Source organism: Pseudomonas abietaniphila (assembly GCF_039697315.1).
Classification (GTDB): domain Bacteria; phylum Pseudomonadota; class Gammaproteobacteria; order Pseudomonadales; family Pseudomonadaceae; genus Aquipseudomonas; species Aquipseudomonas abietaniphila_B.
Genome location: NZ_CP155619.1, coordinates 3,599,248 through 3,619,863, shown reverse-complemented (window position 1 = coordinate 3,619,863; position 20,616 = coordinate 3,599,248). Strand labels below are relative to the sequence as shown.

14 protein-coding genes are annotated in these 20,616 nt (G+C 59.7%); 8 read left to right on the top strand and 6 right to left on the bottom strand.

What is annotated here, in order from left to right; translation table 11 throughout:
• Window positions 1–160 precede the first annotated feature (160 nt).
• Entirely contained in the window at window positions 161–1,963 is a 1,803-nt protein-coding gene (locus ABDX87_RS16115; protein WP_346828781.1) for an acyl-CoA dehydrogenase, read from the top strand.
• 9 nt (window positions 1,964–1,972) lie between these two features.
• On the opposite strand, the gene ABDX87_RS16110 is transcribed toward ABDX87_RS16115, so the two are convergent.
• Entirely contained in the window at window positions 1,973–4,546 is a 2,574-nt protein-coding gene (locus tag ABDX87_RS16110) for a dermonecrotic toxin domain-containing protein (protein WP_346828780.1), read from the bottom strand.
• A gap of 229 nt (window positions 4,547–4,775) precedes the next feature.
• Between ABDX87_RS16110 and ABDX87_RS16105 the strand changes: the two genes are divergently transcribed.
• Genes ABDX87_RS16105 through selO form a run of 3 tightly spaced genes read left to right on the top strand, consistent with a single transcriptional unit; the run spans window position 4,776 to window position 11,447 of the window.
• Window positions 4,776–6,518: a potassium/proton antiporter gene (locus ABDX87_RS16105; RefSeq protein WP_346828779.1), complete on the top strand. Its 1,743-nt coding sequence runs from the start codon at window positions 4,776–4,778 to the stop codon at window positions 6,516–6,518.
• 36 nt (window positions 6,519–6,554) lie between these two features.
• Window positions 6,555–9,935, top strand: a complete 3,381-nt coding sequence (mscK, locus tag ABDX87_RS16100) for a mechanosensitive channel MscK (RefSeq protein WP_346828778.1) — start codon at window positions 6,555–6,557, stop codon at window positions 9,933–9,935.
• 48 nt (window positions 9,936–9,983) lie between these two features.
• Entirely contained in the window at window positions 9,984–11,447 is a 1,464-nt protein-coding gene (gene selO, locus ABDX87_RS16095; protein ID WP_346828777.1) for a protein adenylyltransferase SelO, read from the top strand.
• Here selO and ABDX87_RS16090 read toward each other — a convergent pair.
• The gene (locus ABDX87_RS16090) at window positions 11,431–12,354 is read right to left on the bottom strand and encodes a hypothetical protein (protein ID WP_346828776.1); all 924 of its coding nucleotides are present in this window, start codon (window positions 12,352–12,354) and stop codon (window positions 11,431–11,433) included. The two genes, selO and ABDX87_RS16090, sit on opposite strands and share 17 nt — an antisense overlap.
• A 637-nt stretch (window positions 12,355–12,991) precedes the next feature.
• Window positions 12,992–13,996 carry a hypothetical protein gene (locus ABDX87_RS16085; protein WP_346828775.1) on the bottom strand — a complete coding sequence of 335 codons (1,005 nt, stop codon included), beginning with the start codon at window positions 13,994–13,996 and terminating at the stop codon, window positions 12,992–12,994.
• Window positions 13,997–14,296: 300 nt separating this feature from the next.
• Here ABDX87_RS16085 and trxC point away from each other — a divergent pair, with 300 nt between their 5' ends.
• Together trxC and ABDX87_RS16075 are read left to right on the top strand one after the other, a co-directional pair.
• The gene (trxC, locus tag ABDX87_RS16080; protein ID WP_346828774.1) at window positions 14,297–14,731 is read left to right on the top strand and encodes a thioredoxin TrxC; all 435 of its coding nucleotides are present in this window, start codon (window positions 14,297–14,299) and stop codon (window positions 14,729–14,731) included.
• A gap of 136 nt (window positions 14,732–14,867) precedes the next feature.
• Window positions 14,868–15,239 carry a PAAR domain-containing protein gene (locus tag ABDX87_RS16075; protein ID WP_346828773.1) on the top strand — a complete coding sequence of 124 codons (372 nt, stop codon included), beginning with the start codon at window positions 14,868–14,870 and terminating at the stop codon, window positions 15,237–15,239.
• A 68-nt stretch (window positions 15,240–15,307) separates the two neighbouring features.
• On the opposite strand, the gene ABDX87_RS16070 is transcribed toward ABDX87_RS16075, so the two are convergent.
• Window positions 15,308–16,087 carry a ParA family protein gene (locus tag ABDX87_RS16070; protein ID WP_346828772.1) on the bottom strand — a complete coding sequence of 260 codons (780 nt, stop codon included), beginning with the start codon at window positions 16,085–16,087 and terminating at the stop codon, window positions 15,308–15,310.
• Between the two features lie 298 nt (window positions 16,088–16,385).
• Here ABDX87_RS16070 and ABDX87_RS16065 point away from each other — a divergent pair, with 298 nt between their 5' ends.
• Window positions 16,386–16,871, top strand: coding sequence for a hypothetical protein (locus ABDX87_RS16065; RefSeq protein WP_346828771.1), 486 nt, complete (start codon window positions 16,386–16,388; stop codon window positions 16,869–16,871).
• Window positions 16,872–16,882: 11 nt separating this feature from the next.
• Here the strand turns inward: ABDX87_RS16065 and ABDX87_RS16060 are convergent, their stop codons facing one another.
• Window positions 16,883–17,773, bottom strand: a complete 891-nt coding sequence (locus ABDX87_RS16060) for a LysR family transcriptional regulator (RefSeq protein WP_346828770.1) — start codon at window positions 17,771–17,773, stop codon at window positions 16,883–16,885.
• Window positions 17,774–17,927: 154 nt separating this feature from the next.
• On the opposite strand from ABDX87_RS16060, the gene ABDX87_RS16055 reads away from it, so the two are divergent.
• Window positions 17,928–19,157 carry an MFS transporter gene (locus ABDX87_RS16055; protein WP_346833534.1) on the top strand — a complete coding sequence of 410 codons (1,230 nt, stop codon included), beginning with the start codon at window positions 17,928–17,930 and terminating at the stop codon, window positions 19,155–19,157.
• A gap of 272 nt (window positions 19,158–19,429) precedes the next feature.
• Here ABDX87_RS16055 and hemE read toward each other — a convergent pair whose 3' ends face one another.
• Window positions 19,430–20,494, bottom strand: a complete 1,065-nt coding sequence (hemE, locus tag ABDX87_RS16050; RefSeq protein WP_346828769.1) for a uroporphyrinogen decarboxylase — start codon at window positions 20,492–20,494, stop codon at window positions 19,430–19,432.
• Window positions 20,495–20,616: the final 122 nt, after the last annotated feature.

The following is a 20,616-nucleotide window of genomic DNA, read 5'->3' as shown; positions in this document are numbered from 1 at the left end:
TTGATCGCAATCGCGGGCAAGCGCGCTCCTACAGTTTTGCGGTGCTCATCACGCCTGAATTCGATCCGCGTTCTACCCCTCTATCACCCAGATCAATCTTGCTGTTCACCCCTCCCCTGCACACCTAGACTCATGGCACTCCAACAAAAGGTACGCCGCCATGTCCGAGACGCTGCTCAGTTCCCGCAATCTGGCTTTCGAGCTGTATGAAGTGCTGGATGCCGAAGCGCTGACGCAACGTGAGCGTTTTGCCGAGCACAGCCGCGAGACGTTCGACGCAGCGATCACCACCGCCCGGACCATCGCCGAGAAGTTCTTCGCGCCGCACAACCGCAAGAATGACGAGAACGAACCCCGTTATGAGAACGGTGAGGCCGTGTTGATTCCTGAGGTCAAGCCGGCTGTGGACGCGTTTCTGGAGGCCGGCTTTCTGAACGCGGCGCGCAGCTTTGAAGCGGGCGGCATGCAATTACCGACGCTGCTGTCTCAAGCGTGTTTTGCGCATTTCCAGTCAGCCAACGCGGCGTCGACGTCCTACCCGTTTCTGACCATGGGCGCGGCGAACCTCATCGAAAACTTCGGCAGCGACGAGCAGAAACAGCGTTTCCTGCAACCGATGATCGAGGGCCGCTTCTTCGGCACCATGGCGTTGACCGAGCCGCACGCAGGCTCGTCACTGTCGGACATTCGTACCCGTGCCGAGCCCGCCGAAGACGGCACTTACCGGCTGCGCGGCAACAAGATCTTTATCTCTGGCGGCGACCATCCGCTGTCGGAAAACATCGTCCACCTGGTGCTGGCCAAACTGCCTGACGCACCGCCGGGCGTGAAGGGCATTTCGCTGTTCATCGTGCCGAAATTCCTGGTCAATGACGACGGCAGTCTCGGCGCACGCAACGATGTGCTGCTGGCCGGGCTGTTTCACAAGATGGGCTGGCGCGGAACGACGTCCACGGCCTTGAATTTTGGCGACAAAGGCCAGTGCGTAGCCTATCTGGTGGGTAAGCCGCACCACGGGTTGAGCTACATGTTCCAGATGATGAACGAAGCGCGGATTGGCGTGGGCATGGGCGCCGTCATGCTGGGTTACGCCGGTTATCTGTATTCACTGGAGTACGCCCGCGAGCGCCCGCAGGGTCGTCTGCCAGACAGCAAGAACCCGGAAAGCGCGCCGGTCTCGATCATTCAGCACGCTGACGTCAAGCGCATGCTGCTGACCCAGAAAGCGTACGTGGAAGGCTCGTTCGACCTGGGACTTTACGCGGCCCGCCTGTTCGACGACACGCAGACAGGCGAAACCGAGGAGCAGCGCAAGCTCGCCCATGAGCTGCTCGACCTGCTGACGCCCATCGTCAAATCCTGGCCCTCGGAGTTCTGCCTCAAGGCCAACGAGCTGGCGATCCAGATTCTGGGTGGTCACGGCTACACGCGTGAATACCCGGTCGAGCAGTACTACCGTGACAACCGCCTCAATCCGATTCATGAAGGCACCCACGGCATTCAGTCACTGGATCTGCTGGGCCGCAAACTGGCGCAAAACGGCGGCGCGGGCCTCAAACAGTTGCTCAGGTTGATTGCCGACACTTGTGAGCGAGCACAGGCGCATGAATCGCTGTCCATCCTGCGCCAGCCGCTGGAGCAACTCGTTGCTCGCCTGCAGTCGGTCACCCTGGAATTGCTGACCGATCTCGCTCAAGGCAAAGTCACTGCAACCCTGGCGAACTCCGCGCTGTACCTCAAAGCGTTTGGCCACACCGTCATCGGCTGGCGCTGGCTGGAACAAGCCATCCGCGCGCAGGAAGGATTAAATACCGGCAACACGGCGGACGCCGATTTCTACAACGGCAAACTACAGGCGGCGCGGTATTTTCTGACATGGGAAGTACCGTCCTGTCACCACGAGCTGGCCATTTTGCAAGCCCGTGATGACGTGTGCCTGTCGATGCAGAACGATTGGTTCTGACTCAGCGCATCAGGGTTTCGGAGGGAAAAAAGCGTCCACCAGCGCCTTCGCGTCTTCGCCCAGTCTGGCGGCGTACTGGTCTCGGCTGAACACCTCGCCGGTGCGCAAGTCATACGCGGGGCCCGACACCTGCTCGACCGGGATCTGTCTGAGTTGAACATTCATGAATCGATAGTTGCTGCCCGCCACTTCTTCGATGCGTTGAATCTGGAAGTAGCGGCCTGGCAGGAACACGGATTCGACTTCATTCGGACTGGCAGAGAACGGGCTGATGGGGGTTGCGTTCAGGTATTCGCCCGCCGGTAATTCAAAGACCACCGAGGTGTCATCGAAGGTGATCGCGCCTTCGTGGCTTGCCGATGAGGCGCCGCCCTGGCTACTGGCGAACACCCGGGCGATGTAAGGGTTTTCACTGAACGACGTGATGTCGGTGTTGACCAGAACATCGCCCGCTTTAAGCGTGCCCTCACGAAACACTTTTCCCGATGTGCCGCGCTCACCACTGCCGCCTCGATACAGCGCGACGTCGTTGTTAGGCTCCACCTCGGAGATGTCCTCGACCAAACGCTCGATCGCCTCGATTTGATCAGCGCCCCGCTGCTCTCCGGTGCGCAAGAAAACGTTGTAGGCATCGTCGTCCTCGGTGTAGCGAGTGATCGCACCCCCGAAGTAAGCATTGTCTGTGGTTTTGAACACCCGGTGCTTTTCATTCCAGGCGTCGATAACCACGTCTTCACCCTCTGAGTCGGAAACCACTTCCTCGTCGGAGTCCAGTTCGTACACATTGACTGCCGATGCCTGACGCTGATTACCCAACGCCGAAAGGCGACGCTCTTCATCCAGGTTGAATTGCATGTGGGTGTCCCAGAAGGGCGACGAGGTCGTGGCGTAAGGCTTCCCTGCCTGGGAACCGGACGCCTTGGGCGCTTCGCCTGGCGTCTCCACCGGTGGTTTCCCGCCCACCAGTTTTGGCGGTTCAAGCAATTCCCACTGATCCAGCGCATTGAGCCGTACCGGTCGAGCGCCGCTGAACGCGAACGGATTGTGCGGATCGACGATGGCCCAGGTCTTGAGGTCGTTCAGATAGCGCACCCGATAGGGCAGGTCACCGAGGGTGATCCAGGTTTCGCCGTTTTCCAACACATGTACGCCACGAGCCTTGCCGGTCCCTGCGTCTGCGGGGATGTCGTCGAGTACCTCATTGCCCTCAAGGCCCGCCAGTGACTCAGTGTCCGTTCCGGATGCACGCTCAGGAAACGACGCAGCCTCAGCCGCACGACCGATGCTGACCAACAGCGGCAGGTTGAGAAACAGGTACACCGCGTTGATGATCGCGCCGGTCACACCCGCCTTGCGCAGCGTCTTGGTACGCCCATGGATGGCCTGGTCGATGTTCAAACCGACACTGGCGATGCCGGCGCCCACCAGGGTCAGCGCAACCGGCCACGCCAGCGGCGCCACACCGCCTGCCACACGAATGAACGCGCCTAGATAGCCGATCCACATCTGTTTGCGCAGACTGGCATTGCTGGTCAATTGGGCGTTGAGGTCCTCGTTCATTTCATGCTGTGCAGTGTCACGCAGGCGCTCGAAAACAGACTGCGGGCTCGCGGCCGGGGAATCGCCGATGAGCGTCTGCTCGGCCGACCATGGCTGAGCAGCGCGCGCTGTCAGTCTGGCGTCTGCAAATGCCAGCTGCTCGGGCCCTCGCGCAAAATGCGCCAGCAACGCCGCCTTGGTTTCCGGCTCGCCCAGTTGCGATTGCACCCATTGATACAGCGCTTGCTCATCGGCAAAACAATGGAACAGCGGTTGCGCGTCAGGCTTGACTACGATCTGCCGGCCCTGCCCGTCCTTGATGAGCAGCATGTCCCTGGCTTCATGCCCTGCGAGCTGAAACACCTGCATCGTCACACCCGCCGAAAAGCCCGGGTTCTCTTGCAGCATGTCCCAAGTCACGCGCGGGTCGGTGGCACCGGTGACAGCCATCAGCACGGTTTGAAAATCGCCCATCGACAACCGCTTTTTGCTCAACGCCAGGCCTGCCGACGACAGCAGGTTGATCTTGGCGAACGTGCAGAAGTCCTGCTCATGTGCACGCCAGAACGCCTCGACCTTTTGCTTGCAATCAGCGGCGAAATCCAGCGTCCAGAAATCCTGCAAGACGTCGCTGGGCAACATCGGGACTTCGTTGTTTTCGTTATAAAACTGTTGATCGGCACCCACCGTGTAAAAGCCGCTGTAGGTGTTCAACTCATCGGCGGACACGGTGTCACTGGCGCTGAAGCGATGCATGACCAGTTCGATAAGCGTCATGGATTCGGACGGGGGCCCGAGGTGCTCCCAGCCGGTGAAAGTCGCGCCACTGTTGTTCGCCCGGTTAAAGCGATGCCAAAACACCTTCGCCGGGTCCAAGGGCTTGCCCGTGTGCTTGATGACAATCGCACGGGCAGCCTGAAAGGCCATGGCGTAAAGATCCGGGTATGTACCCATGAGCGTGGCTGCGCGTCGTTTGAGGGTTTCGCCGGTAAATAGCGCGTGGGGCGCGCTGACGGTGGTCATTCCGAGCGTGGCTGACTGCATGACTTCCTGTCCTTGTGTTGTAGGAAAGTCATGCACGTAACCAGTTTGAAAAGGCCGGAGGCGGTAACTATTTATGGCGAGGGGGATTATTCGTCGCGTCGGCGAGGGCCGTATTAATTGGCAAAGCTTTGACAGCCTGCCAATTCAACAGGTTAAATCCCTTGGCACGCCGACTGCATGGTCAGTCCGCCCGTGCTTTCCATTTTTGCTTTCGTCTGGAGTACCGCCCTTGGATGCCACGACCATCAACAGCCTGTTCCTGATCGGCGCGTTGCTGGTGGGTGCAAGTATTCTGGTCAGCTCGCTATCCTCGCGCCTGGGCATCCCGATTCTGGTGATCATCCTGGCGGTCGGCATGGTCGCGGGCGTGGACGGCGGCGGCATCATCTTCGACAACTACCCTACGGCTTATCTGGTCGGCAACCTCGCACTCGCTGTGATCCTGCTCGACGGCGGCCTGCGAACGCGGGTGGCAAGCTTTCGCGTGGCGCTCTGGCCTGCCCTGTCGCTGGCCACGGTCGGCGTGCTGATCACCACCGGGTTGACCGGCATGGTCGCGGCCTGGCTGTTCGACCTGAACATCATTCAAGGCCTGTTGATTGGCGCCATTGTTGGCTCCACGGACGCTGCAGCGGTCTTCTCGTTGCTCGGCGGTAAAGGCCTGAACGAACGGGTCACGGCCAGCCTTGAAATCGAATCCGGCAGCAATGACCCGATGGCGGTGTTCCTCACCGTCACCCTGATCGACATGCTTGCAAGCGGCCAGACCGGCCTGCACTGGAGCCTGCTGGGGCACCTGATTCAGGAATTCGGCATCGGCGGGATCATAGGTCTGGGTGGCGGCTGGTTGATGCTGCAACTGGTCAACCGGATCAATCTGGCCAACGGCCTCTATCCGATCCTCGTGGTCGCAGGCGGCCTGGCGGTGTTTGCGCTGACCAATGCCATCCACGGCAGCGGTTTCCTGGCCGTTTATCTGTGCGGGCTGGTGCTCGGCAACAAGCCGATCCGCAGCCGTCACGGCATCCTCCACATGCTCGACGGCATGGCATGGCTGGCGCAGATCGGCATGTTCCTGGTGCTGGGCCTGCTGGTCACGCCCCATGACCTGCTGCCCATCGCCCTGCCCGCCCTGGGTCTGGCGCTGTGGATGATTCTGGTGGCGCGTCCGCTGTCGGTGCTCGCGGGCCTGCTGCCGTTCCGGGTGTTCCACGGCCGCGAAAAGGCGTTCATCGCCTGGGTCGGCCTGCGCGGCGCGGTGCCGATCATTCTGGCGGTGTTCCCGCTGATGGCGGGCCTGCCCCACGCTCAGCTGTACTTCAACCTGGCGTTCTTTATCGTGCTCGTCTCGCTGTTGGTTCAGGGCACGAGCCTGCCATGGGTCGCCAAATGGCTGAAGGTGACGGTTCCGCCGGATCCTGCCCCAATCTCCCGAGCAGCGCTTGAGGTTCACGTCACCAGCGAGTGGGAGTTGTTCGTTTACCGCCTTGGCGCGGAAAAGTGGTGCATCGGCGCCGCCCTTCGCGAGCTGAAAATGCCGGAAGGCACCCGCATCGCGGCCCTTTTTCGGGGTCAGCAACTGCTCCATCCGTCGGGTAGTACGGTTCTGGAGACGGGTGACCTGCTCTGCGTGATTGGCCATGAACACAACCTTCCAGCGCTCGGAAAGCTGTTCAGCCAGGCACCGCAACGGGGTCTGGATTTGCGCTTCTTCGGCGACTTCGTGCTCGAGGGAGACGCTCAGCTCGGGGCTGTCGCGGCATTGTACGGTTTGAAGCTCGACGGCCTGGATTCGAATATGCCGCTCAGCCAGTTCATCATTCAGAAGAATCGCGGCGCGCCAATTGTTGGCGATCAGGTCGAATGGAACGGAACTATTTGGACAGTTGCCGTTATGGACGGGAACAAGATCCTCAAAGTGGGCGTCAGATTCCCCGAAGGAAGCCGCCCGGGTCCCGGGCTCTTCCTCTAAACTGCTCTCCTTTCCTGATCGTTCGACCCGGTGTCTATGTTCACGCTGCGTACTTTTTTTGCCTCGGCCCTGCTTGGGCTATGCCTGTCGTCACTGCCGGCGCTTGCCGCCGATACGCCTCCACCTTCCAGCGAAGCCGTTCAGCAGAGCCTGGACAAGATCGCCGACCGCAAACTGTCGCCTGACGATCAAAAGGCAATGCAGCAAGTGCTGGAGCAGACGCTCGCTTTCCTCGCCAGCCAGAAGGAAAACCAGAAGAAGCTCGATGACCTGAAAAAGCAGCTGGCCGACGCGCCCAGGCAGACCACCGAGAACCAGAAAGAGCTGACACGCCTCAAAGGCATTCGTCAGATGCCTGTCGCCCAGCGTTACGCCAATATGAGCGTTCCGCAGCTTGAACAGATGCTCAGCGACCGCAGCGCTCAACAGGCTGACCTGCAGAAAGCCCTGAACGATGCCAACAGCATGACGATCACCGCTCAGACCCGCCCCGAGCGTGCGCAAGCGGAAATCAGCAGCAGCCAGACGCGCATCCAGACCATCAACGGCATCCTCAAGAGCGGCAAGGACGCCGGCAAGACAATCAATGCCGACCAACGCAATCAGCTGAACGCTGAACTGGCCTCGATCAACGCCCTGATCGCGCTGCGTCGTCAGGAACTGGCGGGTAATAGCCAGTTGCAGGATCTGGGTGGCAGTCAACGCGACTTGCTCACCGAAAAGGTCGCCCGTCAGGATCAGGAAATTCAGGACCTGCAGACCCTGATCAACGACAAACGCCGCGCGCAGTCCCAGGAAACCGTGACGCAGCTGTCGATCGAAGCGCAGAAAGCCGGCGGAAGCAGCCTGTTGGCGACTGAAAGTGCGGCGAACCTCAAACTCTCCGACTACCTGTTGCGCGGCACCGACCGCCTCAACGAGCTGACTCAACAGAACCTCAAGACCAAGACCCAGCTGGATGCCATCACCCAGACCGATCAGGCGCTGGACGAGCAGATCAACGTGTTGAGCGGCAGCCTGCTGCTCTCCAAGATTCTCTACAAACAGAAGCAGTCCCTGCCGAAGCTCAAACTCGACAGCGGCCTGGCCGATGAAATCGCTGACATCCGCCTGTACCAGTTCGAGGTCAATCAGCAGCGCGAAGAGATGAGCAACCCGGGCAACTATGTCGACACGCTGCTCGCAACGCAGAAGCCGGAAGATGTCACGCCCGCGCTGCGCAAGACCCTGCTGGATCTGGCGACCACCCGAACCGACCTGCTGGAACGCCTGAATCGCGAACTGAGCGCGCTGCTCAACGAATCCATCACCCTGCAGCTGAACCAGAAGCAACTGGTCAGCACGGCGCTCAGCCTGCGTCAGACCCTCGACGAGCAGATGTTCTGGATCCCGAGCAACAAACCGCTGGATCTGGAATGGTTCGAGCGTGTTCAGCCGCGGTTGATGAAACAGGTCACGACCCTGCCCTGGACGTCCAGCCTCAGCGAACTGGCCGACGGCCTGACCCAGCGCCCTTTGATTTTCCTGCCTCTGCTGCTGGTGATCGGCGCACTGATGTGGAAGCGCAAGGCGCTGTACGACAAGCTCAACCGGCTTCACGGAGACATCGGGCACTTCAAGCGCGATCGGCAGTGGCAAACGCCGCTGGCGATTTTCATCAACATCTTGCTGGCCATGCCGCTGTCACTTGCGCTGGCGTCGTGTGCGCTGGCGTTGCAGATTGACGCGCGGGAACAGAACGTCAATCTGGGCGCCGCACTGTTGCAAATCTCGCTGGCCTGGCTGGTGTTCTATACGGCCTACCGCATCCTGGCACCCGGCGGCGTAGCGCAACTGCACTTCCGTTGGGAAAAGTCGCAGGTGGAATTCCTGCGTGGCTGGATTCGTCGCCTGGGTCTGGTGGTGCTGGCGCTGGTCACCGTGGTTGCCGTCGCGGAGCACGAACCTTCAGCGCTGGCGGACGACGTCATCGGCATCGCCGTGGTGCTGACCTGCTACGCCTTGATGGCGTGGCTGCTCGGCCGGTTGCTGCTGACCAGCCCGACCCACCAGAACGCCTCGCTGTTCCGGCGTGCCGTGGGCCTTGCCTTCACCGCGCTGCCGATCGCGCTGTTCGTCGCCGTGTGCTTCGGCTACTACTACACCGCGCTGAAACTCAGCGACCGACTGATCGACACCCTCTATGTGCTGATGCTGTGGCTGGTCATCGAAGCGGCCTTCGTTCGCGGACTTGGCGTCGCGGCGCGGCGTCTGGCCTATCAGCGAGCGCTGGCAAAACGTCAGGCGGCCAAAGAGGCGGGCGACGGCGAGATACCGGTGGAAGAGCCGACACTGGACATCGAACAGGTCAACCAGCAGTCGCTGCGACTGATTCGTCTGGCCTTGCTGGCCGGCTTCGTCGGGGCGCTCTACTTCGTCTGGGCCGATCTGATCACCGTGTTCTCGTACCTGGACAACATCACCCTGTACGAGTACACGAGTGGCACCGGCGCCAACATGAGCATGGTGCCGATCAGCCTGGGCGACCTCATCGGCGCACTGGTGATCATCGGCATCACCTTCGTGCTCGCGGGTAACCTGCCCGGCTTGCTGGAAGTGCTGGTGCTGTCGAAGCTGAACCTCAAGCAGGGCAGCTCTTACGCCACGACGACGCTGCTGTCCTACATCATTGCGGGCGTCGGCTTCGTCTCCACGCTGTCGGCGCTGGGCGTCAGCTGGGACAAGCTGCAATGGCTGGTTGCCGCGCTGTCGGTCGGCCTCGGTTTCGGCATGCAGGAGATCTTCGCGAACTTCATCTCCGGCATCATGATCCTGTTCGAACGCCCGGTCCGAATCGGCGACACCATCACCATCGGCAACCTGTCGGGGACGGTCAGCAAGATCCGCATTCGTGCAACGACCATCACCGACTTCGACCGCAAAGACATCATTGTCCCGAACAAGACGTTCATCACCGGGCAACTGATCAACTGGTCGCTGACCGACACCATTACCCGCGTCACGCTCAAGCTGGGCGTGGACTATGGCTCCGATCTGGACCTGGTGCGCAACCTGCTGCTCAAAGCCGCCAATGACAATCCGCGCGTGCTCAAGGAACCTGCGCCGATTGTGTACTTCCTGAATTTTGGTGAAAGCACGCTGGATCACGAACTGCGCATGCACGTGCGTGACCTTGGCGACCGCAACCCGGTGCTCGACGAGATCAACCGCTTCATCAACAAGGAATTCAAGAAGCAGCACATCAACATCTCGTTCCGGCAGATGGAGGTTTATCTCAAGAACATGCAGGGACAGGAATACAAGATGGTGCCGATCGAGCCAGAGACGAAAACCGTCGCCCCGGCGCCTGCCTCGCCGACGGCCATGCCGTCCGCCCCGAAGGATGTGCCTGAGCCGCCGGACGTCAAGCTCGACTGACCCGAAGAATCCCAGCAGAATGGTCGGACATTCTGCTGGAGGCATCCCTTGAAAGCCCTCGACGAGCTGACCTTCGATAACCGCTTCGCCCGCCTGGGCGACGCGTTTTCCACGTCCGTACTGCCCGAGCCCATTGCCGAACCACGCCTGGTGGTCGCAAGCGATGCGGCCCTGGCGTTGCTGGACCTGGACCCTGCGCAGGCCGAAGAGCCGGTATTCGCCGAGCTGTTCAGCGGCCACAAGCTGTGGGCCGAAGCCGACCCTCGCGCCATGGTCTATTCCGGCCACCAATTCGGTTCCTACAACCCACGTCTGGGCGACGGCCGTGGCCTGCTGCTCGGCGAGGTGTACAACGACGCAGGCGAACATTGGGACCTGCACCTGAAAGGCGCCGGTCAGACGCCCTACTCGCGCATGGGTGACGGCCGCGCCGTGTTGCGCTCCTCCATCCGCGAGTTTCTCGCGTCGGAAGCGCTGCACGCCTTGGGTATCCCGACCAGTCGCGCGGGTTGCGTGATCGGCTCGAGCACCCCGGTCTGGCGGGAAAAGCAGGAACGTGCGGCGATGGTCTTGCGGCTTGCACAAAGCCACGTGCGCTTCGGCAGTCTCGAATATTTCTTCTACACCAAGCAGAACGAGCAGTTAAAAGAACTGGCAGACCACGTGCTGTCGCTTCACTACGCCGAATGCCTGGAACAGCCGGAACCTTATCTGGCGATGTTCCGCACGATCGTCGAACGTCAGGCCGAACTGATCGCCAAGTGGCAGGCCTACGGTTTCTGCCACGGCGTAATGAACACCGACAACATGTCGATTCTGGGCATCACGTTCGACTTTGGTCCGTTCGCCTTTCTCGACGACTTCGATCAGAACTTCGTTTGCAACCACTCGGACCACGAAGGCCGCTACTCCTTCAGCAATCAAGTGCCGATTGGTCAGTGGAACCTCAGCGCGCTCGCTCAGGCATTGACGCCATTCATCAGCGTCGAAGCGCTGCGTGAAGCGCTGGGTATGTTCCTGCCGTTGTATCAGGCGCATTACCTGGACCTGATGCGCCGCCGCCTTGGCCTGACGACGGCCGAGGATGACGATGCCGACCTCATCGCCCGCTTGCTGCAACTGATGCAAAACAGCGGCGTCGACTACAGCCTGTTCTTCCGCCGCCTGGGCGAAGAGTCCGCCGACATCGCCGTCAGCCGCCTGCGCGACGACTTCGTCGACATGCTCGGCTTCGACGCCTGGGCCGAGGCCTACAAGGCCCGCATCGCCCGCGAACCGGCTACAAGCCAGGAAGACCGTCGCACCCGCATGCACGCCGTCAACCCGCTCTACATCCTGCGCAACTACCTCGCCCAACGCGCCATCGAAGCCGCAGAGCAAGGCGACTACAGCGAAGTCCGCCGACTGCACCAAGTGCTGTGCACGCCGTTCGAAGAACAGCCCGGCATGGACAGTTATGCACAGCGTCCGCCGGATTGGGGCAAGCATCTGGAGATCAGTTGTTCGTCGTAGTGCTGGACGAGGGTTCGGTATCACGAGGCAGAAAAGGCTTATCTAAAACAGAGACCGAAGTGGGCACCTGCTGGGAGCGCTGTTGTACAGAGAGGTCACTTTTGACCTCTGCCTCTTTTTTCTCTGGCACCGCGATACTCGCCAGAATGTCGTACAAATTGAGTCCCCGCTCCGCCAGCTCATTTGACTCCCCACTAGGGCTGGCCAACTCCACACGAATCTTCTCCAGCAACTCAGCTTCGTAATCTCCCGGGTAGCAATCCTGAACCTGCTCAATTTTAGGCAGCCCTCTGTAGAAGTTCAGGACCTCCGTGAGGAAGACCGGCACTCTTCCGGTTTGTGCGCTTTCCAATTGACTGCGAGTCACCGCTCCTTTCGCCCACTCCGATTTCATACGCTGACCTTCACACCAGGCTGCCCGCCGCTCGTTGATGGTGTAACCGCCACTGTCGTCGTAGGCAATGAGCGCCAACTGATCTTGAGACAAGCCCGCAAACGGATTTTTTGCGTACCGGCTGCCGTTGATGGTTTGGTTGACGTATTCGGTGGCCTGCCTCGCCCGAGCCAGGTGTTCGGGATCATCTGTGCCAGGTTGCTCCAGATCGTGCCGGGATTTACCGAACGTGTACCCGTCCAACGCAAAATTGTTTATCTGCTTCTTTGCGTAAGCAGCCAGTTCATCACGAGACAGTTCCTGTTCTCGTTTGCTGGATCGAAGTGCGCTTTCACTCAACTGCCGGGCGAGCAGAGACACATTCGTTTTACCCGTTTGTATCATTGTCGAATCTGGCTCTTTCACAACCTCTCTGTCAGCAGTGGTTTCCTTATTCACTTTCACACTGACAGGTGCCGTTATCGCAACGCCTATGCCTTGGATCATATCGCCCTTCAGTATTGTGATATTCAAGATGGCCACCTATTTAGCGGCCATCCTTAAGCTGAGCCTATTAACGCATTATGAGATTTACGCTCCAATCATGATTGGAATAGTTCACAGCGGTGATGCTGATGTCACATCTCGCACCCACTAGCGACGGCATTTTTATTCCACTTAGGAGTTCTAACACCGCCCGGCGTAGAGTTCATCAGATAACTGGTCGTAAACTGGCATGATTTGCTGCCCGACCTGTATGTCACCATCCCATAAGTGATTGGCGAGGAGCCTGTAGCGCGAACTGTATAGCTCTCGCTAGCCCCTGGCGGCACATTTGATGGCTTCGGCGATGCGTTCGAGTAAGTCGTTGTTTCGTTCCGGCTACTACCGGGCTGGTAAGTCGCAAACTCCGTCGTATTGTTAGTAAAGCTTACGGTAACCTGCGGCGTTGCAATAGCCGATCCTGCACTAAGCATTGCAACCACCGTCATGGCAGATTTAATCGTCTTGGCATTTCTCATTTTGAACATCCTCTTTTATTAGATCTGAAAAAAACTAATCAGATACCAACAATCACCACAACGACTCGAACGGATAGTCCTTTCGGAGCACAACACCATTACCCCCTTCGCAACTCCTGAAGATTTCAATCTTGAAGTGATACCGCCGACTATTCTGCAGTCAACGTCGGACTGCTCACCGCCTCGCCTTTACCCATTGACGCGGTGGCGCTCGATCCACCAGGGAGGGGCGTTGAGAGGGACGCTGCCTGTACGGGTTTGACCGCCTTGGCCGCAGAGGCCTCTTGCTTGGCCCATCGTTCATTCCACGACACTGGCGTCGGCGAAGTCCTGGGGGTGAATTTCCTGCTGAGGGCGGGGCTGGTCGGATCGGCTTTGCTTTTCTGGGTATCGACGATCCCGGCGAGGATGTCGTAAAGCGTCAGCTTGCGATCGCCGCCCTGACGGGTCACGGCGCCCGGGAAACTCGGCAGTGCGGGATCGGACTTTATCCTTGCTTTAAGCAGGGCCTCGGCGTCCTTTGGGTAGTCCACTGCTTTTTCGATCGCGGGCAGTGATTTGTAGTAGCTGAGGGCGTCGTTATAGAACTTCGTGGCCTTGCCGGTGCGAGCTTGCTCGAGGATACCGTCGGGAATAGCGGTCTTGCGCCAGGCATCGTCCATTTTCTGCACGCCATGGTACGCCGCGCGTCGTTCGTTCAGGGTGAACGCGCCGCTGTCGTCGTAAACAATCACGTTGAGCTGTTCGCGAGACAGCTTTTCAAACGGGCTCTTCGCATTCGAATGGCCAGCCAGCGTCAGGGTGACGAACTCACTGGCCTTCCGCGCCCGGTCCAGAAGCTCAGGGTCGCGGGTCTTGGGCACTTCGAGCGCCCGGGTATGGCTGTTGGCCTTGGGTGATTCCACCAGAAACTCATTAATGCGATCGAGGCCATACTTGCCTAACTCGGCATGTGTCATGACCGCATCACGCGCGGCCGCACGCACCGTGCTTTCGTTCAGTTGGCTGGCGAGCGTCGAGAAGGTCGCCTTGTCGACGGGCGTCTTCGTGGTTTTATCCACAACGGCCGGATCACTCTGTTGTTCGGACGAGGTCGACGGTGCCGTCTTACTCGGCATGATGGCGGAAAGAGCGTTTTGCAGCTGACTGATCATCGGCGTTTCCCTGGCAATGAATGGTCAGGGGCGGATGTTCCGAAAGGTGGATTGATAGCCCCTTGATGGGAGGCTATCGATGGAGATGGAGGGCGGATAGCTGGGCGAACGGGGGGTTCTTTGGGATAAACCATTGAAGAAAAACCGTCTGAATAACCGTGATTCCAAGGTCTCTATCGCATTAATCAGGACATTCTCAGCATCGCCGAGCACTCCAGAACATGAGGTGAGCACTCAGCTTGATAAAACGCGCCCCAGCCTCCACTTACCGGTTATCAGCCCTTCTTTCCGGTAGCCATCATGTCCGACGCTCTGTTGATCCCCTGCCCTCACTGCAACGGCCTCAATCGCATCCCCGCGGACCGGGTCGGCGATCAGCCGAAGTGCGGGCGCTGCAAGCAGCCTGTTCTGCTTTCCAAGCCGTTCAACCTCACCCAAGGCGACTATGCCAGCCAGATCAAGGGCGACCTGCCGTTGTTGGTCGACGTGTGGGCCGACTGGTGCGGGCCGTGCAAATCCTTTGCGCCCACCTTCGAGCAGGCGGCCGTGCAGCTGAGCGGTCGGGTGCGTCTGGCCAAACTGGACAGTGAAGCCAATCAGCAACTCTCGGCCCAGCTGGGCATTCGTTCAATTCCCAGCCTGATCCTGTTCAAGAACGGTCGCGAAGTGGCACGCCAGAGCGGGGCCATGCCGCTTCAGCAACTGACGGCCTGGCTCGCCAGCCAAGGGATTTGACAGCCGATTCGCACGAGCTTGAGGCGCACGACAGCCAACGATGTAGGTCATTTCTGAAAGCGCTTTTCAGCATCACGGCCGCCGACATCAGCGTCTAGGGTTTGCCATTCCCACCGCAACCCTGGAGTAGTAAGCGATGACACGTGCGATCAGAGAAGGCGACGCGACGACGACAGGCGGCACCGTTTTGAAGGCCTCGGGATCACTGACATGGGAGGACCGCCGCCTGGCCCGCATGGGCGACCCGGTGTGGTGTCCGGAATGTGAGCAAGTCGGGTTCATCGCAGAAGGCAACCCGACCTTCATCGATCAGTTGATCGCCGTGGCGACGCACACACAGGCCGTGAAATGTGGCTGCGCTGAAGGTATCAATCGACTGATCGCCAGCCAGGATCATCTAGTGGCTGATATGGACGCGGCCATTGTCATTCCCAGGGATGAGGCCCGTAAGGCGCGCAAGCGGGCAGAACAGCTCGGAAAGCTTCGGTACGAAGCGGAACGCGTGTAGCCGCAGGGCCCATTCAAGGAACGCCCTTGAGCGTGCCATCACTGGCACGCTCAGGCATACCGCTGGCGTCATTGCACCGGATTGCTCTCCAGCAACTGATACAACTCCACAAACTGCTGGCTCAGCTTGTGCCGAGGGTCCAGATGGATCAGCGGCATGTTGGCCTGATGCGATTCGCGCATCTTCACCGAGCTGTTGAGGTAAACCGGCAGCACCGGCAACCCCTCGGCGATCAGTTCGTCGAGGATCTGTTGCGGCAGGCTGGCCCGTGACTGGAACTGGTTGACGATGATCCCTTCCACTTCCAGTTCTTCGTTATGGTCCTCCTTCAACTCGTCGATTTCCTTGAGCAGACCGTAGAGCGCCTGACGCGAGAAACTGTCGCAGTCGAAGGGAATCAGCACCCGATCTGCCGCGATCAACGCCGACACGGCATAGAAATTCAACGCTGGCGGTGTATCCAGATAGATACGGTCGTAATCCTCATCGAGCTCTTCCAGCAATTTACGCAGCTTGTTGATCTTGTGCTTGGCCTCGAGCTTTGGCTGCAGATCAGCCAGTTCGGCGGTCGCCGTCACCACGTGCAGATTCTCGAAAGGCGTTTCGTAGATATCGACCTGGTTTTTTTTGGAGAACGGGCCGGCAGACAGCGTGTGCTTGAAAAAGTCGGCGATGCCCATGGGAATGTCCTCGCCGGTCAAACCCGTCAGGTATTGCGTCGAGTTCGCCTGAGCATCGAGGTCGATCAAGAGCGTCCGGTGGCCCTCATGGGCACTCACGGCCGCCAGATTGCAGGCGATGCTCGACTTGCCAACGCCACCTTTCTGATTGAACACCACACGCCGCATGTGAAAACTCCCTGTCGTGATACTGATAGACGGCTGGCGATGCCGTCTCGTGATGGGTCCCGAGTCTAGGCGCAGAGCGTGACAAGGGCGAGGACATTCAACCAAATAAGCACGCTGGGACCGAAGCCCGTGCACACCTGAATGAAATTTTCCGCTCACACATTTGCCCAATGCTCGCCTCACGAGGATGATGCGCTTTTTAGGGCGTTCAGCTCCTGAACCGCATCCTCACTGAAACATCCGATTCAGCCGCCTGGGGTTTATAGCCCCGGTCGGCGCCACTGGAAGGTAATTCGCAATGATCCGCGTCATCGTGCTTGCTTGTGCCCTGCTCCTGAGTGCGTGCGCCGTTCACGCGCCCGTTCCAGCACAGCTGCCCCATATCAAGTTCCCACAGCAACTCAACGTCCAACGCGATCAGGCACGGGAACATGAGCAGTGGCGGCTGGACATCAACAAACAGCGTCACGGCGTGCTTTGTATCCTGACAGACGCCTCAGGCAGCCTTCTGGGTCAGCAGGAGTTGATCGAGGAAACCTGGAAGAAGGGTGAAAACCGAGAGCAAGACCGGGAAACTCGGGAGCTGTGTGCCGCCGTTCTGTTCGCCTTGACCCCGGAAAAAGACGTGCGCTTCAACTACCCCGGCGTCGAACTAAGGCCGCACGGCCGCAGTCTTGATGAGCGCTGGAGCGTTGATTACGCGACCGAAGGTTTTTTTCGAATCAGCCTGGATGACGGGTTGCGTTACGTCGTCAGCCCCTTGCGAGGCAAAGCCAGTCACTAGTCATCCGGTTCTCATCCGGCCTTGCGCGTCACCAACTCGACAAACGCCTTCGCCATCGGCGATTTCTGGTCCTTGCGCTGCACCAGCCAGACCGCCGAAGTCGCCTCAGGATCGAGCAGCGTTCGATACACCACGCCGTCGATCCGCATGCGTTGGTACGACGCGGGCAGCACTGTCACGCCCAATCCCGCCGCCACCAGGCCGATGATGGTCATGGCCTCGCCCGCCTCCTGAGTGAACATCGGGCTGAATCCCGCCTCCCGGGCCAGACTCAACAATTGGGCATACAACCCGCTGCCATAGGTCCGGGGAAAGAACACGAAAGGCTCGGTCGCCAGCTCCTTGAGGTACATGCCCTTTTCGCTGCCCGCCGCCAGAGGGTGATCGGAACGGAAGACAGCCACCAGCGGTTCGCGCAACAGCTCCACCGCCACCAAGGAGTCCGGTAACGGCAAGGGCCGCATGATGCCGACCTGCATCGACTCTTCCTCAAGCCGCTCGGCCACTTCCTTACTGCTCATTTCCTGTAAAGCCAAATGAACCGCAGGATAGCGTTGCCGGAAAGCGAAGATTGCCTGCGGGATGCTGGAGGTGAACGGGGCAGATGCCGTGAAGCCGATCTTCAACTCTCCCAACTCACCCAACTGAGCACGTCGAGCCACGTCGGAGGCCTTTTCGACCTGCGCCAGCACCAGTCGTGCTTCGTCGAGAAACAGCCTGCCCGCCTCACTCAGCTCCACTCGTCGGTTGGTTCGCTCGAACAGGCGCGCGCCCAGCTCCTGCTCCAGCGCCTGAATCTGCTGGCTCAGCGGCGGTTGAGAGATGCCCAGCACCTCGGCGGCGCGTCCAAAATGCAGCTCTTCGGCAACGGCAATGAAGTAGCGCAGATGACGTAATTCCATAGAGATCCTATTAGGTCGTCAAACCTATCAAACAGGTCGAACAATATATTGGAAAGGATCGTTAGCCAGCTATATTCTTTTTCACATCGCCGCCCCGCTCCCCCTGAGGTCCACCGTGAATACTGCTGCATCTCCCGCCGCGTCCGAATCTGAAATGATCGAAGCCGCCATCCCGCTGGGCGATACCTACATCGAAAAAGACACGCCTGCTTTCATTCGCACCGTCCTCGCCCTGTTCTCCGGCGGCTTCGCCACGTTTGCCTTGCTCTATTGCGTTCAACCAATGATGCCGGTGCTGTCCCGGGAGTTCTCGATCAACGCGGCCCAGAGCAGCCTGATTTTGTCGGTGTCCACCGCCATGCTCGCCATCGGCCTGTTGATCACTGGGCCGATTTCTGACCGTCTTGGGCGTAAACCCCTGATGGTCTTCGCGCTGTTCTCAGCCGCCTTTTTCACCATCGCAAGTGCCCTGATGCCGACGTGGGAAGGCGTGCTGGTGACTCGCGCCCTGGTCGGGCTTTCGTTGAGCGGCCTGGCAGCGGTAGGCATGACTTACCTCAGTGAAGAGATTCATCCGCAGCACATCGGCTTGGCCATGGGGCTGTACATTGGCGGCAACGCCATTGGCGGCATGAGCGGGCGGCTGATCACTGGAGTGCTGAGCGACTTCGTCAGCTGGCACACCTCGCTGTTGATCATGGGATTGATCGCCCTCGGCGCTGCCGGTCTGTTCTGGAAGTTTCTACCGCCTTCGCGCAACTTCCGGCCCAATCCGCTGAACGCCCGTAACCTGCTGGAAGGCTTCGTCCTGCAGTTCCGCGACGCCGGTCTTCCGCTGCTGTTCCTTGAAGGCTTCCTGCTGATGGGCGCCTTCGTCACGCTGTTCAACTACATCGGCTATCGCCTGCTGGCCGATCCTTACAACCTGAGCCAGGCGGTGGTCGGCCTGTTCTCGGTCGTGTACCTGTCGGGGATCTACAGCTCGGCAAAAATCGGTGCACTGGCGGACAGGCTTGGACGCCGCAACGTGCTGTGGGCCGTGATCGTCCTCATGCTGATAGGTCTGGCCCTGACCATGTTCACTCCGCTGGCCGTCGTGGTCATCGGTGTGCTGATGTTCACCTTCGGCTTCTTCGGCGCCCACTCGGTCGCCAGCAGCTGGATCGGCCGCCGCGCGATCAAAGCCAAGGGCCAGGCGTCCTCGCTGTACCTGTTCAGCTACTACGTCGGCTCAAGCGTCGCGGGCACCGGCGGCGGCGTGTTCTGGCATTACGCCGGCTGGAACGGCATCGGCGTGTTCATCGGCCTGGTCTTGCTCGCGGCGTTGGGCGTGGCGCTGAAACTCGCCAAAGTGCAGCCGCTGGCGGTGAATGTGCAGGTTTAAGGAGATCGCTTAGAATCCTGCCCCAAGGGCGGAGCGAGGCTTGCCCACGATCTCTCCGGGTTCGCGTCAAACCGCAGCTGCAGTAAAACCAGCCCCCTTCGTCGTTACAGGCAGACCGCATGTGCCGGATCTACTGCCGCTGGGCGCCAGATCGCGAGCAAGCCCCGCTCCTACGCCTTCGGCAGAAGCAAACCGGATTCACAGTAAGCCTTCCATGCACATACAAAAACGCCCGGCATCGACCGGGCGTTTTTGTATCGGCGTATCAGCGCTTACTGGTGATACTTCGCCGACATCTCGTGCACCGCTTCGATGAAAGCCCCTGCGTTCGCCGGGTCGACTTCCGGCGTGATGCCATGGCCGAGGTTGAAGACGTGGCCGGTGCCGCTGCCGTAGCTGGCGAGGATGTTCGAAACTTCCTGGCGGATGGCCTGCGGATTTGCGTAAAGGACAGTCGGGTCCATGTTGCCTTGCAGCGCCACTTTGCTACCGACACGACGGCGGGCTTCGCCGATGTCGCAGGTCCAGTCCAGGCCCAGTGCTTCGGCACCCGCGTCGGCGATGCTTTCCAGCCACAGGCCGCCGCCTTTGGTGAACAGGATGACCGGCACTTTACGGCCGTCGTGTTCGCGAATCAGGCCGCTGACGATCTTGCGCATGTAGGCCAGGGAAAACTCCTGATACGCAGCAGCAGAGAGGCTACCGCCCCAGCTGTCGAAGATCTGGACGGCTTGCGCGCCCGCCAGGATCTGACCATTGAGGTACGCGGTCACCGACTGCGCCAGCTTGTCCAGCAACAGGTGCATGGCTTGCGGGTTGTCGTAGAGCATCGCCTTGGATTTGCGGAAGTCTTTGGACGATCCGCCTTCGACCATGTACGTCGCCAGGGTCCAAGGGCTGCCGGAGAAGCCGATCAACGGCACGCGCCCATTGAGCTCGCGACGAATGGTGCTGACGGCGTCCATCACGTAGCCCAGGTCTTTCTGGGCATCCGGGATCGGCAACGCTTCGATGTCGGCCAGGGTGCTGACGGTTTTCCTGAAACGCGGGCCTTCGCCGGTTTCGAAGTACAGGCCAAGGCCCATGGCGTCAGGCACGGTGAGGATGTCGGAGAACAGGATTGCCGCATCCAGCGGATAGCGTTCCAGCGGCTGCAACGTGACTTCGCAAGCGAACGCCGGATTCATGCACAGGCTCATGAAGTCGCCGGCCTTAGCGCGGCTGGCGCGGTATTCCGGCAGATAACGACCCGCCTGACGCATCATCCAAACCGGCGTGACGTCAACGGGTTGCTTGAGCAGGGCGCGAAGGAAACGGTCGTTCTTGAGGGCAGTCATGGCGGCATCCGCAAAAAAAGTGCGGGCATTTTCTCAGACACCGACGTAAAAGGCACGGTAAGTACCGTGCCTTTTGTCTATGGGGGCGATTTGTCGCAGAGATTCGGGGCTCAGCAACACTG

What these genes read in the sequence shown, in the direction of transcription:
- ABDX87_RS16115 (WP_346828781.1), top strand. Translation starts at nt 161, where the DNA reads ATGTCCGAGACGCTGCTCAGTTCCCGCAATCTGGCTTTCGAGCTGTAT.
- ABDX87_RS16110 (WP_346828780.1), bottom strand. Translation starts at nt 4,546, where the DNA reads ATGCAGTCAGCCACGCTCGGAATGACCACCGTCAGCGCGCCCCACGCG.
- mscK (WP_346828778.1), top strand. Translation starts at nt 6,555, where the DNA reads ATGTTCACGCTGCGTACTTTTTTTGCCTCGGCCCTGCTTGGGCTATGC.
- ABDX87_RS16085 (WP_346828775.1), bottom strand. Translation starts at nt 13,996, where the DNA reads ATGATCAGTCAGCTGCAAAACGCTCTTTCCGCCATCATGCCGAGTAAG.
- trxC (WP_346828774.1), top strand. Translation starts at nt 14,297, where the DNA reads ATGTCCGACGCTCTGTTGATCCCCTGCCCTCACTGCAACGGCCTCAAT.
- ABDX87_RS16075 (WP_346828773.1), top strand. Translation starts at nt 14,868, where the DNA reads ATGACACGTGCGATCAGAGAAGGCGACGCGACGACGACAGGCGGCACC.
- ABDX87_RS16070 (WP_346828772.1), bottom strand. Translation starts at nt 16,087, where the DNA reads ATGCGGCGTGTGGTGTTCAATCAGAAAGGTGGCGTTGGCAAGTCGAGC.
- ABDX87_RS16065 (WP_346828771.1), top strand. Translation starts at nt 16,386, where the DNA reads ATGATCCGCGTCATCGTGCTTGCTTGTGCCCTGCTCCTGAGTGCGTGC.
- ABDX87_RS16060 (WP_346828770.1), bottom strand. Translation starts at nt 17,773, where the DNA reads ATGGAATTACGTCATCTGCGCTACTTCATTGCCGTTGCCGAAGAGCTG.
- ABDX87_RS16055 (WP_346833534.1), top strand. Translation starts at nt 17,928, where the DNA reads ATGATCGAAGCCGCCATCCCGCTGGGCGATACCTACATCGAAAAAGAC.
- hemE (WP_346828769.1), bottom strand. Translation starts at nt 20,494, where the DNA reads ATGACTGCCCTCAAGAACGACCGTTTCCTTCGCGCCCTGCTCAAGCAA.